Source organism: Chitinophaga fulva, assembly GCF_012927205.1.
Taxonomy (GTDB): Bacteria; Bacteroidota; Bacteroidia; order Chitinophagales; family Chitinophagaceae; genus Chitinophaga; species Chitinophaga fulva.
On the sequence record NZ_JABBGC010000002.1, the window covers coordinates 1,456,325 to 1,473,119 of the forward strand.

Below are 16,795 nucleotides of genomic sequence, written 5' to 3' on the forward strand. Positions count from 1 at the left end.
GTCCCTAAAAAAAACAATCGATTGATGTATCAACCAATACGTTCCGCGTTCAGAAAAAATACCTGGATCACAGGATTTCTGTTTACTGTTACTGCTGCGCATGCGCAGACGAGCATTGTGCCTGCGGCTGAAAGAGCCGGAGATATTACAGCGCGTTGGGAAGACCGGGCGCAATGCAGTAGTCAGGCGAACAAGCCGGCCGGTCCTGTATTGTGGTACCGCCGCCCCGCCCGTGTATGGGAAGAAGCCCTACCGGTGGGCAACGGCCGTATGGGCGCCATGATATTTGGCGGCGTGGCAGACGAACGGATACAGCTAAACGAAAGTACGTTATGGGACGGATACCCGAAGGATGCTGATAATCCCGCCGCCTTAAAAGCATTACCGGAAGTAAGGCGATTGCTTTTTGAAAACAAAAACAACGAAGCAGTGAAGCTGGCCAGCAAAACCATGCTGGGCGTGCCCGAAAGGATAAAACCGTACCAGTCGCTCGGTGAACTATGGCTCGATCAGCCGGTAACCAATGCGGACAATTACAGTCGCAGCCTCGATGTAGCCACCGCCGTAGCTACCGTGAAATACACCGCCGATGGCGTGGAATATACCCGTGAAAATTTTGCCTCCTTCGTTGATAACGCCGTAGTAGTGAAGTTTACCGCGAGCCGGCCTGGTAAGATAAGTTTCCGGTTCACACTCAGACGGCAACAGGATGCCCGGTGTATTCCTGACGCCTCCGATCATGCCGCGCTCCTGCTGGATGGCCGGCTGCCTATCAAAGATACCACCGGAAAGCCCCGCGGGATAAGGTTTGCGGCGCGCGCCAAAGTAATGAACAATGGTGGCCGCGTCTATATCAAGGACGGAATTTTGTATGTAGAGAATGCCAACGATGCTACGTTATATATAACAGGGGCCACCAACTACCCCGGATTGAAAAACCTGGCCAAAGGCATTACCACTGTTAACACAGACCCGGTACAACAATGCAGGAATTATGCTGCTACCGCAGCCGCCAAAGCATATACCGCTTTAAAAGCAGCACACATCGCAGCCTATAAAAAATATGCCGATAGGGTGACATTGGATTTTCATACAGGCGATACCGTAGCCGCCGCGCTACCTACCGACGAAAGGCTGGAATATGCCCGTCGCACGGGCAGTCCCGATGCCGGCCTGGTAGCCTTGTATTTTCAGTTTGGCCGTTATCTGCTGATCTCCAGCTCTCAACCGGGGCATATGCCTGCCAATCTGCAGGGCCTCTGGGCCTGGCAGATGACGCCGCCATGGAATGCAGACTACCATACCAATATCAACGTGCAGATGAACTACTGGCCGGCAGAAATCACCAATCTGAGTGAACTGCATCAGCCGCTGTTTGACCTGGAAGAAGCGCTGGCCAAACCCGGCGCGCGCACCGCACGGCAAACATATGGCGCCAAAGGCTGGGTGGTACATCACCTCACAGATGCCTGGGGCTTCACCGCTCCGGCTGACGGGCCACAGGGCATATGGCCTATGGGCGCGGCATGGCTGGCACAACACCTGTGGGAGCATTACACCTACACCGGCGATAAAACATTCCTGGCGCAACGCGGTTATCCGCTCATGAAAGGCGCAGCAGAGTTTATGCTCGACTTCCTCGTGGAAGCGCCCGCAGGCACGGTATGTCCGGGCAAACTGGTCACCAATCCCTCCTACTCGCCTGAAAATGCGTTCCTGCTGCCTGATGGCACCAGCTCTGTATTTACCTATGGCGCCACCATGGACATAGAGATCATTCATGACCTGTTGAATAATTGTATTGCTGCCGCTACTACACTGGGCATCGATCCTGCTTTCAGGGCACAATGCGCCGCTACCCTGCAACGACTGCCACCGGTGCGTATCAGTCCCGCTACCGGCCGCGTGATGGAATGGGCGGAAGACTACCCCGAGAAAGAGCCACATCACCGCCATACCTCCCACCTTTTTGGCTTATATCCCGGCAACCAGATCACGATGGAAGGCACACCGGAACTGGCAGCTGCCGCACGCAAAACACTGGAAGGCCGCGGCGATGATGGTACCGGCTGGAGCCTCGCCTGGAAAATCAATATGTGGAACCGCCTGCATGACGGCAATCATGCCTTCCGGCTGTTATCCGGACTGCTCACTAAAAAGACGCTGCCCAACCTGTTTGATAATCATCCGCCTTTTCAGATCGATGGTAATTTCGGTGCCACCGCTGCTATCGCAGAGATGCTGCTGCAAAGCCAGCACAGGAAAAGCGACGGTACTTTTGAGATCGCGCTGCTGCCCTCCCTGCCCGATGCGCTGGCATCCGGCCGTGTGTCCGGCTTGTGCGCACGCGGTGGGTTTGTTATCGACATGGAATGGCAAAACGGAAAACTGCTGCACGCCACTGTAACATCCAAACTCGGCGGAAACCTGAACATCAAAACAAACGATAAGACTGTCAGCTATGCCACCCGGAAAGGGGAAGTCATCAAGCTCAACAGCCAATTATCAAAAGTCCTGTAAACCAAAACAGGCTTTTTTTTTCATCATTTTATGCAAACCTTTGCATTCAATCAACCAAACAGTCACAAACCAATAGCCACTTATATTCCAAACACGTTAAGAAAAAACTTTTAAACCTACCAAATGGACAACATGCGTAGCCCGGGGGCTACTGCCTGGTATTGCTTTATCGCCAAACATCTATCATTCAAAAAATCGTTTTATGGGAGGAATAGTAAAAATAACTATTGCAACAATGCTCTCCGTTTGTTCCATGTTTATGCAAACGTATGCACAACAAAACACCGGCAATGTGAGCGGAACAGTAAAAGACGCCGGAGGCTCACCACTTCCCGGCGCCTCTGTGGAAGCAGTGTCTAACGGTCACCGGGTGAAAGTCGCCATCTCCGACAGTGTCGGCAAATTCGTCTTCACCAACTTACCGGCGGGCAGCTACACCTTCAGCTCCCGCATGATTGGCTATGATGCCAAATCATTTGCGGGATATAAAATCACCTCCGGCAAGAATCCCGAGCTTTCGCTCGTACTGACGTCCACGGTCAGTGAACTGACCAGCGTAGTGGTAGTGGGTTATGGTACCCGAAAAAGACAGGACGTTACCGGCGCCGTAGCCAAAGCGGACCTGCAGGTACAGAAACAATCCCCCAACGCCAGCGTGATGTCTTCTTTAAGAGGTACGGTGCCCGGCCTCACCGTAGGACAGGTGAACAGAGCCGGTAGCGACCCTACCCTAATGGTACGCGGCAGGAACTCTATCTCCGGTACAGCATCCCCGCTGATTGTAGTAGATGGCCTGATATACAGGGGATCGCTCACCTCCATCAACCCGTCGGACATCGCGAGCATTGATCTGTTGAAAGATGCCAGTGCCGCCGCCGTGTATGGCTCCCAGGCGTCCAACGGCGTGGTACTGATCACCACCAAAAGCGGCGCCAGCGGGATAGATAATCTCACGGTAGATTACAGCGGGTCATATTCCATGCAGGAGATGACCAAAAAGGAAATGAGACCGGCGTCAGGCGCTCAGTATATACAGAAAGTCGGTGACTGGTACCTCGCGGAAAGCCGTGATCCCAACGACCCGACAAAAATGAACCCTAACTGGGACCCCACTACGAAAATGCCAGGCATAGAAGGCGACAACTATAAAAACGGTTACGAAGCCAACTGGTGGGATTTAATGACCAACGCCCGTCCCAGGATCCACAACCATAACATCGGTTTAAGCGGAAGATCAAAAAAGATCCGTCTTTACCTGGGCTATGGTTATTTTGACCAGGTGAACCTCATCAAAAACGATGACTACCGCAGAAACAGCATCAGGCTCAACATAGAGGCCAAACCTACAGACTGGCTGACGGTTGGTGCACAAACGGGGTTGTCCATCAATGATTACAGCGGTGTGTCGCCCGCCTTCTCCGATATCATGTTCCTGAAACCATATAACCTGCCTTTCGATCCAAAGACAGGACAGATGCTGGAATTCTATGCACAAACCACCACGCCCACCGCGCTGGAAGTGCTCAGAAGATCGAAAGACCTGGACCGGAATATGAATATGATCGGCAACTTCTTCGTCAGCGTAGATATCCCGTATGTGAAAGGTCTGAACTACCGCGTGAACTTCGGTAACAACTACATCTATACGAACCGGTTTAACTACAATGCCCCCAACGTAGAAGCCACCGCCTATAAAACCTACATGACCAATTATTTCCTGACGATCGACAACATCCTGACATATAAAAGGGATTTCGGGAAACATGGTGTGGACCTCACCTTACTGTATGGTGCAGAAAAAAACAAACATGATGGCAGCAGCACTTCCGCCGGCGGCATCACCAACGGTGTGCTGTCCTACAACAGGCTGGACGTAGGCGATCCTGCACGGCTGACCGTTTCCAACGACATGGACATACTCCCCTGGCAGGAACAGGCGCTGTACCAGATGGCCAGGCTCTCCTATTCGTTCGATAAAAAATATATCCTGACAGGTACGGTAAGAAGAGACGGATTTTCCGGTTTCTCCGCCACCAACAAGTGGGCCACCTTTCCATCCCTGGCATTTGCATGGCGCCTGAAAGAAGAGAACTTCCTGAAGTCTGTCAACGTGATCAATGACCTGAAACTGAGATTGTCTTACGGCGCTACCGGTAACAGGACCGTTGGCCGTTACCAGACGCTCTCCCAGATGACCGTTGGATTATCGAGCGGTTATCTGTACGGCACCTCCGGCGGCGCACAACTCGGCTCCTATCTCAGCCAGTTGCCTAATTCCGGTCTGCGTTGGGAAACAACAAAATCCTTTAACACCGGCGTAGACTTTTCGTTCTTCGACAACCGGCTGTTTGGCTCGCTGGACCTGTACTTCTCCAATTCCACCAACCTGTTGAATTCCAGGGCTACGCCTACCATCACCGGTTTCAACAGCTTCCTGATCAACATTGGTAAAATCCAGAACAGCGGACAGGAGTTGAACATCACCGGCGTACCGGTGTCCAACAAAAACTTCAAATGGGAAGTAACGGCCAACTTCTTCAGAAACCGCAATAAAGTGGTGGATATCGACGGCACCAAAAACAACCTGATCAATGGCAGCGACCCGATATTAAGCTACTTTATCGGTCAGCCTTACGGCGTGGTATATGATTATAAGATCACCGGCATGTACCAGATCGGTGAACAAATTCCTGCAAGTCTTGCCGCACAGGGATTCAAAGCCGGACAATACAAAGTAGAAGACGTGAACGGCGATGGAAAGATCACACCGGAAGACAAACAGATATTAGGCAGACTCGATCCTTCTTACAGCCTGGGTATCTCCAACAGCTTCCAGTACAAAGCATTCCAGCTGAAATTCTTCATCAACACCATACAGGGTGGTAAAAACGGATATCTCGGAGCACCCGGTATTATGCTGCAAAACCCGGACAATATCCGCAACAACAATGGCTTTGTATATGATTACTGGACACCCAATAATCCGGATGCCCGCTACAGAAGCATTGCGGCTTATGTGGCCACACTGGGTGAAAACTTCGGGCCGTATGTGTCCAGGAGCTTTATCCGGTTGCAGGACGTAACGCTGACCTACACCTTACCAGAGGGCCTGCTGAGCCGTTTAAAGATACTCAAAGCGGCCAGCGTATATGTGAACGCGCAAAACCTCCTGACCATCACCAAATGGGACGGATGGGACCCCGAGTCCAATCCGTCTTCCAGCCAGCGGTCTTCACTCGGACTGAGAATGCCGGGTGGTATGGGTCTTGACCAGAACGGCTATCCCGTGATGAAGAGCTATTCCCTTGGTGTAAACGTGACATTCTAATGCTTCAACCGTAAACTCTCCAACATGAAACCAACAATCTTTATATACCTTCTTTGCATCGGAGCGGCGTTATCTTCCTGCAGCAAGAGTTTTCTGGATGAAGACCCGCTGTCTATCTATACACCGGACAACTCCCTGCAAACCTCCACGCAGTTCCAACAGGCCACCAACAACCTGTACAATGGCGTCAGGAACATCTACATGGGCAATATCAACCTGGATACTTACTTCGGGTTGTATTACGCCACCGACTTCGCCTATAATGGTACCGACTATGACCCTGCCGCAAAGTTAAATGCCTATAAAGCCACCATGTTGCCCACCTATTTTATTCCCGGAAATATGTGGACGGCATTTTATAAAATCATCACCAATGCCAACCTGGTCATCAGCCAGGTATCTAAATCCACTAAGCTCAGTGATGCCGATAAAAACAGTTTCCTGGGCCAGGCATTGTTTTTCAGGGCCTATTCCTACAACGTACTGGCCAACCTGTACGGCGGCGTGCCTATTGAGCTGAATGAGCTTTCCGGTCCGCGTTACGACTATGTACGCGCCAGCCGCGACGCCGTGTACCAGCAATGTAAAAAAGACCTCCAACAGGCTATCGGCATCTTGTCCGACATCAACCAGGTGCCGGATGGCACGGTGAACAAACAAATCGCCAAACATGTGCTCACAGAGGTACTGATCTCCCTGAAAGACTATGACGGCGCCATTGCCAGCGCTTCTGACGTGATTAACTTTAGTGGCGTGTCCCTGATGAACAGCCGCTTCGGCAGAAGGGCCAATTTACCGGGAGATGTATACCGAGACCTGTTTGAATACAACAACCAGAACTACAGCACCGGCAACCACGAAGGGCTGTTGGTGATTCAGAGCACCCTGAACAATTCAGCTTCCGTGGGCGATCAGACAGCATGGGCCGTTGTTCCCAGCTTAACGGGTATCAGGATTACAGAGGCCACCACCAAAACCAAAATGGCTATCCTGTTCAATGCCAAATTCGTGGACAGCGTTTCCTCCAACGGCGTTGGCTGGATACGGCCTACCTCCCACTTCTTTTATGAAATATGGACGCCTGGGGATATGCGCAACTCTTCCTACAATATCGTCAGGGATATCCGGATTTCAGGCGTACCTGCCAATTCCCCGGACTATGGCAAGTGGTATGTAAAAGACGGTTACAAAGCGAAAGTAGCGCCGGCGGACTTCAGGGATACTATCCGTAACTTTTACCCGGTGATCAGGAAGGCGTCTCCTTCTGCCGGGGACTTCGTGTCCGCGGCGGGTCCGGCCATCCTCACCAATGTGACCAATCCGTTTGGCGGATTTTTACTGAATGGCGCCTCCCGCTTGTTTATGCAGAAGTACATGGCCCGTGTGGCAGAAACTTACCTGCTGAGAGCAGAGGCTTATCTCGCCAAAGGTGATGCCCAGAAAGCTACCGACGATGTGAACGTATTGCGGAACAGGGCCGGCGCCACGCCTGCCACTACCGCGGAAATGAACATTGATTACATCCTGGACGAACGCCTGAGAGAGTTGTATATGGAAGAGTTCAGAGCAGTAACGCTTACCCGTTTGGGAAAACTCTATGATCGGGATAAAAAATACAATCCGAAGTCAGGGCTGACGATTGAGCCGTATCATAACCTGTGGCCGATACCGTCTACCGAAATCACACAGAATACCGGCGCAGTGCTGGAACAGAACCAGGGTTATTAATTGATTGGTTTAAATAATAAAGGCGGGCAAGCAGTGAATGCTTGCCCGCCTTTATAGTTAACGGATTAATAAATACCAGTGGGTTCTCCGAATTTATCCACAAAAACTTCATCGGCAACGCCATACAGAATGGGGTCTGTATTACCGGTCACCGAATGGGGTGTATTTTCCGGATGGTTGATGATATCCGCATAAAAAGCTTTTCCTTTACTGACAATCCAATGAGAGATGTCCTCCACTCCGTCTTCCGATTCTTCCATATAGTCAGTGAAGGGTTCATCCTGTAATTCTATCGCTGCATCGACGAACTGTTCCTGGAACCGTAGTATATCGGCTTTATCCATAGCAGACAGTGCTTCCTTCAGCGTGTTCCTGTCTTCTTTTGCGTAGCTGATAATATCCCAGAACCAGTCACTGATATGACTAAAATCTTCGGGTAACTTAATTGATGCGTTATCCATGATATAACAAATAAATAAAAATGGGTTAATATTGAACGCTTCAATTTACTGCTTTAATTTATGCCAGGCAAACTCACTGGGTATGTACCGCACCGTCATAGCATTGTACCAGTCATTCAGTCCCGTTATATTCAGGCCGAGATGGAAGACATAGTTCTCCACAGCTTTCTGGTGATCTCCAAAGTCAGGCAGGTTATCCTGTAACCCCACCATCTCTTTTACGTACTCATCGTGCATCCGGCGTGCTTCTTCCATCGCTTCCTCCAATGAAATTTTGTGATGATGCCGTAAGGCCAGGATCATGTTACATACTTCGGATTCTTCTGCCATTTCTTTTTCCAGCGTATACCAGTCGTTTTGGATGAACATCACCCGGCACAGCAGTGTTCTGAGCCGCATGATCACCGGATGCTCCGCAATATACCGGGGCAGGGCAAAATTGATACCCGGTTCAACGAGGTCTCCATAGGGATACATCCCGATAGCATACTCCCGCAGGTAAGTCAGGTTCAAAATCGACGGGAAACGTTTTTCTGTTCTGTATCGGTGCTCTTCCATGATGCCGTAGGTAGTGTACCGGTACATGGATTTGGCCAGCCGCTCCATCCATTCATAGGGCATAAAAGACAGGAATTCGTCCCGGAATATCGCTGCCTGCCGGTATAGTCCGATATCTCCTGCCTTGGGAGATTCACCCAACATAATATCAATGATGCGGTCCCTTTCCTCAGCGAGACGCTTTACCGGCCATAATTCATAGTAATCATCGTAGAGGGTCAGCCACAGAAAGAAGCGGGCCATCGGTCTTAAATGATCGATATTGATGGTGGTGGGCGCCATATACGAAGCACCATCGGCCAAACAATGACCTTTGTATTTCCTGACTGCTTCTTCCGCCATAAATGTATAATCAGCATCCAGCCATCCGGCTTCTTCCTTTGCGAAATAATCAGGATATGGCGCTGGAATAGTAGGCCATGGATATTGCAGCACCGGTATGTTAAGTTCTCGTTTCATATCTTTTGGTATTGATCTTTACACGACATCATTCAGTCCGGCCACCCAAAGCATTTTTTGCGGTTTGTGCGTCCGGAAATCCCTGTAATGAATTATACCGGTCCAGGCCGGAGGAGATGGACCGCCATCCGTTCAGCGTCATGCTGAAATAATGGATCCTGTTGACGACTGCATCCTGCCATGGCCCGAAATCGGGCAGGAAATGTTGCAGGTACTGAAACTCCCTCAGGTATTCATTATGCATGTGGATGATCTGCCGGCAGGCTTCTTCAAATGAAAGTACCCCGTGATGCTGTATCACTTTTAACACGTTGTAATAGATAGCATCCGTAGCTTCGTCTTTGGAAAATGATTGCACTTCGTTGAAGCAGACCATCATACGGACCGTCAGCACCTTCAGGCGCTTTATTACAGGATGTTGGTGTACTTCATCCGGAAGTGACAAACCTGTTTCCAGATCAAGCAGTTCCAGGAAGGGGTACAGACAAAGAGAATCTTCCCGGATAGCCAGACTTTCCTCCACAGCAGGAAATGTTTTCAGCGCTTTGTAATGCTGCTCCTGCTTTAAGCCATTAAAGTATCTTTGCAGGCCCTCCGTAAACCGTCCCATGGATTCCGGAGAAACGAACTGTATCAGTTCCTCCCGCAGCGTGGCCAGCAAACCACCTAATGGAATACCGGCATCTCCCGCGCTGAGTTCACCTTTCAGGACGGAAAGGCTTTGTTGTTCTATAAAAGATATTTCTTCCGGGCTGTATTCTTCATACTTATCGTCATTATAAAGTGTCCACAACATAAGACGGCAGGCGGGCCGCAGTCTTTCCAGCGCCGCCGTAGGAAACCAGTGAGCGGCAATGTGCGCCGTTTTGGTCATTTTATACTTTGTCCTTGTATCAGGATCATCTTTATACAACGACAAATACACCCCGTCTATCCATTGGTTGTCGGTAATTTCCTGCATTGCTTCCGCGTATGGATTTTTAAGCATAGGAAAAGGATAATGGAACTGCGAAATAGCCAGGATATTTGTAGTGTTCATAAAAAAGAAATTGGGTCACGGAACAGTAGGAATGCTAATTAAATATAAGACAGCACAGGGGCATCCGGACCGCACTGTATCATGGATCAGCATTTTCAAAAAAAAATCCCTCCGGGAAATCCCGGAGGGCGACACATTCTTGCTTTATTCTGTATTTGTTGGGAGACGTAAATCACTATATGGCCACAACACCTTCCCGCGTAATACGGACCGTCACCGTTTGCCCGGCGTTCACAGTCACATGCGGCCATTTTACAAATGCGGTGTATGACAGCGGTACAGCAGCCTGACGGTCGTTCTCCGCCAGCAGCGATACCGACGCATTGTACATAGTTGGATTGGTTACCGTGATGACCATAGCAGATTTTTCTGCTGTTACCACTTTGGCCGTAACATGATCGAAGACGTATATATCCTTTTTGTCGGTGTTGACATAGATACCCGGCACTTCCAATGCCATCAGCATTCCGGCAGTTTCCGTCCAGGAATTGCGCGTGTTGATGAAGTTGCCGATACTCCCTTTCCCTTCCGCATCGCTGGGCTGGATACGCTCCATGGAAGACCCGACCAGGTTGTTGGTGGTGGGGTGACCTGGCATGTTCACCGCTTCCGCGTGGGCATGCTGGATATCCCGCAGCAGGTCGGCGTAGCGGCGGTTGCCAGTGGCCCGGAAGAGTTTAAACAGCGCATCACCGGAAGAGGTACAGATACCAGGTGCCGCATGTTTGTTTTGGATACTGGCCCATATGGCGCCGGCCATATGACTTTGCAACTTACCGATAGCGCTTCCGGGAGGAAAAACAGGGTCATAGGAAAGTGCCCATGTAGCACAGAGGGCGGCTTGTGTTTCTGCCTTTTGCAGCCAACGCCGGTCCCCTGAATGATAATACATGGCCATCAGCGACTCCAGGAACCCGAATGCCGATTCTGAGTTGGCATCCTGTGAAATGTCGCCACAGTCGCCGCCGGTAAGACCCTGTTTTTCTACATCACGGAGGTAATAAAAGGCGGACGCATTTTCTGCCATCTTCGTCCATGCCACAACGTGGAAATAGCGGGAGGCCAGCATCATGCCCGCAGGCACGATGGCCCCCGCCGTGGAATTATAAACCGCAATCTCTCCGGTACGCGGAGCAATATATTGTCCGAACTCACCATGCTTTTGCCAGGTAGCCGCAAAAGCCGTTGCCAGCCGTTTGGCCGCCTGCTCCCATTGTGGCCTGATCATCTTCCCATACCCCTGCTCATTCAGCAGCAACAGGTGTTTCATCAGCCAAAACAACACATCGCCGTTCTTCCTCACCATGGCTTGCAATTCCGGAAAATCCGGATGCATTTTCTCCGGGCGTAGCTTACCCTCCGCGGTGATGCCACCGTAGAAATAACCGCTTTCGCCCTGCAATTTCTCCGTCACAAAGTCCAATTCCCGGGCTACCCGTTTTCTTTCTTTTTCATCATTCAAGGCCAGCATGGGATAGGTATTGATCATACCACTCACCCACCCCAACTGGAAGTCATCATTGTTCTCTGGTCTGTAATAAGCTCCTGTCTTTACTTCTATGAAATTCCCCCGGCAAATATCTGTAGCGCATTGCAGCAGCTTGCTCATGGGTAGTATGTTCCGTGGCTGATTGGGCCCGCTCAGTTCTTTCCGTAGCTCCATAAAACGTTGCAGCAACGCGGGAATGTTTTCCGCATCGAATGCATACATCCGGAAATGGACCGTTACTTCATCACCTGCTTTCCAGTCGGGTGCACGATCGCCGGAAGGGTGAAAATCACCGAAGCCCGTCGCCAGTTTTCGTATAGCCGGTACTGATATAGACAGCGAGCAACTGTCTTTGGCGCCATTCTCTGTAATCGTAAGGCCGCTGTTACCCAGACTGGTTTGCTGGGTGGTGAGCAGGACAAACCCTTTCTTCTCCTGTGGTGAAAAGAAACAAACCGCGGGCGTGGCCGCATTACCGGTTTGCAGGGCTATCACCGATGCCTGACCATCAACAGCAGATAAACGCGGGTTATTGGAAATGGTGAGTGGTACCCCCGGATGATAGTACATATCCCGGGGATAGTCAGGGTTATATCCATTACCGATGGAACGGTAACGATTGCCATTATATACCGCTGCCGGCACCAATACATAATTCCCGGCGCTCCACCTGGCGAAGTCCAGCGACACCGTTACCGCGCTTTGAATGGCAGTGCCACGTTCCAGCTGGCATACCATCTGTACATCAGTAGCGCCGCCGGGCAAAGCGGTGGTGCGCAGTTGCAGCCGCCAGTCGCCGCTGCCTGTCTGCAATCGCTCCTGCTGAAAGGTTTGTTCCGAAAGCAAAGTAGTACCATCATACTGACATACGTTGTACCGCAGTGAGCCATGCAGCTGGTTGAGCAGGGCATTGGCCACCTGTTGCTGCGCCTGAAGGATATGCGTACTCAACAATAATGTAGTGACTAAAATGCGGTACTTTATACTCATGTTGATAATAATATACTTTTTTGTCATCCTTATCCGGCTCTTTTTCATCACCTCACCGACAGCTAAAGTGCAAAAGTCGGCGGTTCAGCACCATTTTACCACCCCTTATTTGACGAATACCTATGCTTTTTTTGCATCAACAAAAAAGTATCATTACCGTGAAAATTTGTTATTTTGGCATCAGGAGTATGCCAGTTTTATATGCAGTACATTTATGAGAACTTCACCTTTCCTGCCGACCAGTCATTCACCATCAGGTCAGAATTTCTGGAGATCAGGAAATACACGGCATTGAAGTCACATGTGAACTTTGAGATCGCGCTGATTGAAAACTGCAGCGGTAAACGTTTCATCGGGGACCACATCAGGGATTTTGAGGGTACCGAGCTGGTATTGCTGGGTAGCTACCTGCCACATTGCTGGCAGTATTACCAGGCAGTAGATCCGTTCCAGCCACCGGTGGCAACGGTCGTGCATTTCTTCCCGGACTTTCTGGGGCGGCAGCTGCTGGAAAAACCGGAAGCGCGGCAATTGAACGTGCTCTTTGAAAAAGCATCCAGGGGATTGCTTTTCACCGGCCCTGCCATTACCACCGCCAAAAACCTGATGCAGGAAATGCTTTGTCAGACAGGGCTTACCAGAGCCGCGCTGATGCTGCAGTTGCTGGATATGCTGGCACAGTCGGCCTATGTGGAAGTGCTTTCCTCCCCCTACTTCAACGCCGTCGATAACTCCGGGGAAGCCAATAGAATCAACAAAGTATTTGACTATATCTTCGGCAAATTCAGAGAGGAAATTGCCTTACAGGACGTGGCCGATCTTATTCCCATGTCTTCCGCCGCATTCTGCCGCTTCTTCAAACGGAAAACCAACCGTACTTTAATTGACTTTGTGAAAGAGGTGAGGATAGGACATGCCGCCAAACTATTGCTGGAAGGACATCACAATGTAGCAGAGGCCTGCTACGAAAGCGGGTATAACAATATTTCCAACTTCAACAAACATTTCAAGGATATTAAGGGCGTATCCCCCCGCGATTTCATTAAACGGTACAACGAACACAGCATCGTTATTCCTTCCTGAATTCATAGAACGGCGTAGCTTCCACCCAGGTTTCACCCTGGCCTGTACCGGGTACGCCTACCTGGTATCCGCCCATCAGCCGGTTCCACTCCGCACAACGCGGACTGTATGCCTCCGCTGTTTTTCCCATCTGTTGCAGGTCCGCGCCGGCAGGCACCTCTATTTTCATCACCAGTAAATACTTATACCGGTAAAGCGTGATCTTTTGATAACCGGCTTTCTTAAAACCAGCTTCCACTTCCGGCCATACCTGCTGATGGTAGCGAAGATATTCCTGCAGCTTTTTTTCCTCCGGTACAATATTGACCACGAAAACCTTCTCTTCCGTTTTCACTGCTTTGTGGCTACCGCATGCCACCATAGCTATGGCAAAAAAAACCAGCAATATTTTATTCATCATCAACGTAATAAAAAATAAATAATCATCATAACAGCAGCCAATACCGCCCAGCCTGCCCATACCCTGCGCGATGGCCCGAGGCCCTCAACCGTGGCAGCTGCCGGGTTATCTGCCACCACGGGCAATGGCGGCGTTAACCATGATACCACCACAATCAATATCGCCAACCCCATAAAAAGATACACCGATAGTAGCAGAAAGTGCGGCCAGAAACCTTTGTACGGATAGTTCAGCAGATAACACAACCCCGTTAGCAGACATATCGTCCCTCCACCGTACAATACCGTCAGCACCGCCTTAGTATTGGTCCGTTTCCAGAAAATGGAGGCAAGGAATACCACTGACAACGGCGGCGCCAGTATAGACACCATGCCTTGCGTAATTTCAAACAGTCCTTTGCCGGAATATAAAAATATCGCCGCAATGCCTATTGCCAGCAAGGAGGCGAGCACGGTCACCCACCGGCCTGTACGCAGCCTGCTGTCCTCGTTTGTTGCCCGGAACTGCGCCACCACATCCAGCGTAAATACAGTGCTAAATGAATTGAGCCCCGATGACACGGTATCGATCAGCGCGGCTATCAGCGCAGCAATACAAAGGCCCCGGAAACCAGCTGGCATCAGTTGTTTCACCAGCGTGATGTATGCATTGTCAGCGGTAGTAATATCCCTGAATAAAATAAAGCAGATAATACCGGGCAGCAGAAATATAAACGGCGTGATGATCTTCAGCGCCGCAATAAACAATGCGCCATATTGCCCCTCCCGCAGGTCTTTTGCCCCCAGCATTTTTTGTACGATCGTCTGGTCGGCACACCAGTAGTAAATAGCCACCACCGGATACCCCGCCAGGATAGCCACCCAGGAGTATTCCGGGTCGTTTGTGCCATGAAGCAGTTTCCAAAAATCCGCCGGCACAGCATGATGCACAGCGTCTGTTGCCACCATCCTGTTAAACGCGAGGATAGTCAGTATAAGCGATGATAAGATAATAATGACCGACTGAAAGATACCCGTGCGGACCACCGCCCTGAAACCACCGACTGCCGTGTAACTGGTAGCGATCAATGCAATCAACGCCACGGCGTACATCAGCGGGCAACCCAATACCTGCGAAATAACCAGCCCGCCGGCATACAAGGCACTGCCCAGCCATACCACCAATATAGATACCAGGCTATAGATCACCAGGAAATTATAGGCGCTTTTCCCGTAGCGGTGCAGCAGATACTGCGGAATAGTACTGATGCCGGCCGACAGGTACCGGGGCAGAAAGAACATGGCCAACAGCAAAAGGAATATCCATGCCAGCCACTCGAAATTGGCGCCTACCACCCCATGGGAAAACCCCAGGCTGGACATACCGATCAGCATCATAGGACCGGCATTGGCGCTGAACATGGAAAAACCTATCTGCCACCAGCGCAGTGAACGGCCGCCTAAAAATATATCCTTTCCGCCGTTTCTGCCCAGGTAAAAGCCCAGCACAAAAAGCGCAACGAGATACAACACCAGCACGATGCCATCAACCCCGGTAAGCAATATATTCACAGGCAACAGTTAAAGATCATAGTGAAACAATAGGTGAATATTTTCTGACATTCTGCGCAGTCCAATGATACTGCTTTATTATTTTGTTCGCACGCTTACAGTACTCCCAGTCCACCCTTACCGGCATACCGGCGATATCCGGTAAAATAAAATGACCCTGCTTCCACTCCGGGCAGACGCTGAAATAACGTTCCAATCCATACATAATGGCGTACAGGTATTCTACTTCGCACGCTGCATCCGCAGTAGCCATCAGCGAGGCGGTAAACAACGAATAGCCACCGGAAGAAAAGTCAATACCGCTCTTTGCCGCCAGGTCCCTGACCTCCTTCCATTCGTTCACTCCTCCCAGATGCGTGGGCACCGGCTGAAGATGTTTTACGCCCAGGCTCGCCAATGTAGGAAATAAACGGGACGTACGTTCGGATTCACCGAAAGAAATTTTGAGTGGTGTGCTCCGGCATAACTTACCTATCTGTTCAAACGCGGCAGAATGAATGGGCTCTTCAAACCAGTCCACATTTTCAGCGGCAATCATATCAGCAAAACGCAGGGCGTCTTCACAACTCCATATCTGGTTGGCGTCTACCGCCAGGCGCACGTCTTTTCCTATGAGGCCGCGCACAAACTTTACACGGCTGGCATCTTCCTCCATCATGGTACCAAATGCCTTTCCAACTTTCATCTTATAACAGTCTACCCCGGCTTCCATAAAAAGGCTGACTTCTTTCTCCAGCTCCTGTAAGGTGTAATTAGTCCCGCCACCGCTGCCGTACATTTTTACGGTGTCTCTGTTGGCATGCAGGTAACGATGCAACGGCACCCCTTCCCGGCGCGCCGCCAGGTCGTGCAGGGCCAGGTCTATATGTCCTACCAACGCCGAAGCAGGACCACGAAACCCTTCATTCCGGATGGACCAGTACAGGTGCTGATACAGGGTGTGGTAGGGAACGTTGCGACTGTGTAATAAAATAGGCAGCAGGCAATTTTCGAGAATATTGATATAGCTGCTGTAAACGGGCGCTTCGCCGATAAAGCCGTTTTCATCTTCCAGTGTGATCAGCGCGAGGCCGAACGCCGGAAAAGGGCCCATGGTAGCATCCTGAATGGGCGTCACCGCCATGGCAGGTTCCAGCTCTCTCAGTTGTACGCTGGTGATGTTGAAGATTTGATGATTGATCGTATACAAT

At 50.5% G+C, this 16,795-nt stretch carries 11 protein-coding genes; 4 read left to right on the top strand and 7 right to left on the bottom strand.

Annotated elements, in window-relative coordinates:
- Positions 1 to 24 precede the first annotated feature (24 nt).
- From HHL17_RS22445 to HHL17_RS22455, 3 genes are all read left to right on the top strand, one after another.
- Positions 25 to 2,520: a glycoside hydrolase family 95 protein gene (locus tag HHL17_RS22445; RefSeq protein ID WP_169227023.1), complete on the top strand. Its 2,496-nt coding sequence runs from the start codon at positions 25 to 27 to the stop codon at positions 2,518 to 2,520.
- 202 nt (positions 2,521 to 2,722) lie between these two features.
- A complete protein-coding gene (locus tag HHL17_RS22450; protein ID WP_169227024.1) occupies positions 2,723 to 5,848 on the top strand; it encodes a SusC/RagA family TonB-linked outer membrane protein in 3,126 nt (1,041 codons plus the stop codon).
- Positions 5,849 to 5,872: 24 nt separating this feature from the next.
- Positions 5,873 to 7,576: a RagB/SusD family nutrient uptake outer membrane protein gene (locus HHL17_RS22455; RefSeq protein ID WP_169227025.1), complete on the top strand. Its 1,704-nt coding sequence runs from the start codon at positions 5,873 to 5,875 to the stop codon at positions 7,574 to 7,576.
- Positions 7,577 to 7,641: 65 nt separating this feature from the next.
- On the opposite strand, the gene HHL17_RS22460 is transcribed toward HHL17_RS22455, so the two are convergent.
- The 4 genes from HHL17_RS22460 to HHL17_RS22475 form a co-directional block, all read right to left on the bottom strand.
- Entirely contained in the window at positions 7,642 to 8,037 is a 396-nt protein-coding gene (locus HHL17_RS22460; protein ID WP_169227026.1) for a DUF4240 domain-containing protein, read from the bottom strand.
- A 45-nt stretch (positions 8,038 to 8,082) separates the two neighbouring features.
- On the bottom strand, positions 8,083 to 9,054 hold the full coding sequence (locus tag HHL17_RS22465) for a terpene synthase family protein (protein WP_169227027.1): 972 nt from the start codon (positions 9,052 to 9,054) through the stop codon (positions 8,083 to 8,085).
- Positions 9,055 to 9,082: 28 nt separating this feature from the next.
- Positions 9,083 to 10,093 (bottom strand): terpene synthase family protein, encoded by a 1,011-nt coding sequence (locus tag HHL17_RS22470; protein ID WP_169227028.1) that lies wholly within the window; start codon positions 10,091 to 10,093, stop codon positions 9,083 to 9,085.
- Between the two features lie 175 nt (positions 10,094 to 10,268).
- Positions 10,269 to 12,572 (bottom strand): hypothetical protein, encoded by a 2,304-nt coding sequence (locus HHL17_RS22475; RefSeq protein WP_169227029.1) that lies wholly within the window; start codon positions 12,570 to 12,572, stop codon positions 10,269 to 10,271.
- Between the two features lie 201 nt (positions 12,573 to 12,773).
- Between HHL17_RS22475 and HHL17_RS22480 the strand changes: the two genes are divergently transcribed.
- Positions 12,774 to 13,655 carry a helix-turn-helix domain-containing protein gene (locus HHL17_RS22480; RefSeq protein ID WP_169227030.1) on the top strand — a complete coding sequence of 294 codons (882 nt, stop codon included), beginning with the start codon at positions 12,774 to 12,776 and terminating at the stop codon, positions 13,653 to 13,655.
- Here the strand turns inward: HHL17_RS22480 and HHL17_RS22485 are convergent.
- From HHL17_RS22485 to HHL17_RS22495, 3 genes are read right to left on the bottom strand one after another with little or no spacing between them, the layout of a single operon-like run.
- A complete protein-coding gene (locus HHL17_RS22485; protein WP_169227031.1) occupies positions 13,642 to 14,055 on the bottom strand; it encodes an L-rhamnose mutarotase in 414 nt (137 codons plus the stop codon). The genes HHL17_RS22480 and HHL17_RS22485 overlap by 14 nt on opposite strands.
- Positions 14,055 to 15,605: an SLC5 family protein gene (locus tag HHL17_RS22490; RefSeq protein ID WP_169227032.1), complete on the bottom strand. Its 1,551-nt coding sequence runs from the start codon at positions 15,603 to 15,605 to the stop codon at positions 14,055 to 14,057. The genes HHL17_RS22485 and HHL17_RS22490 overlap by 1 nt, the downstream gene beginning before the upstream one ends.
- A 16-nt stretch (positions 15,606 to 15,621) precedes the next feature.
- Positions 15,622 to 16,794, bottom strand: coding sequence for an enolase C-terminal domain-like protein (locus HHL17_RS22495; protein WP_169227033.1), 1,173 nt, complete (start codon positions 16,792 to 16,794; stop codon positions 15,622 to 15,624).
- Position 16,795: the final 1 nt, after the last annotated feature.

Bases quoted from the DNA above. Each gene is read 5' to 3' on its own strand.
- HHL17_RS22445 (WP_169227023.1), top strand. From the start codon at position 25: ATGTATCAACCAATACGTTCCGCGTTCAGAAAAAATACCTGGATCACA.
- HHL17_RS22450 (WP_169227024.1), top strand. From the start codon at position 2,723: ATGGGAGGAATAGTAAAAATAACTATTGCAACAATGCTCTCCGTTTGT.
- HHL17_RS22455 (WP_169227025.1), top strand. From the start codon at position 5,873: ATGAAACCAACAATCTTTATATACCTTCTTTGCATCGGAGCGGCGTTA.
- HHL17_RS22460 (WP_169227026.1), bottom strand. From the start codon at position 8,037: ATGGATAACGCATCAATTAAGTTACCCGAAGATTTTAGTCATATCAGT.
- HHL17_RS22465 (WP_169227027.1), bottom strand. From the start codon at position 9,054: ATGAAACGAGAACTTAACATACCGGTGCTGCAATATCCATGGCCTACT.
- HHL17_RS22470 (WP_169227028.1), bottom strand. From the start codon at position 10,093: ATGAACACTACAAATATCCTGGCTATTTCGCAGTTCCATTATCCTTTT.
- HHL17_RS22475 (WP_169227029.1), bottom strand. From the start codon at position 12,572: ATGAGTATAAAGTACCGCATTTTAGTCACTACATTATTGTTGAGTACG.
- HHL17_RS22480 (WP_169227030.1), top strand. From the start codon at position 12,774: ATGCAGTACATTTATGAGAACTTCACCTTTCCTGCCGACCAGTCATTC.
- HHL17_RS22485 (WP_169227031.1), bottom strand. From the start codon at position 14,055: ATGATGAATAAAATATTGCTGGTTTTTTTTGCCATAGCTATGGTGGCA.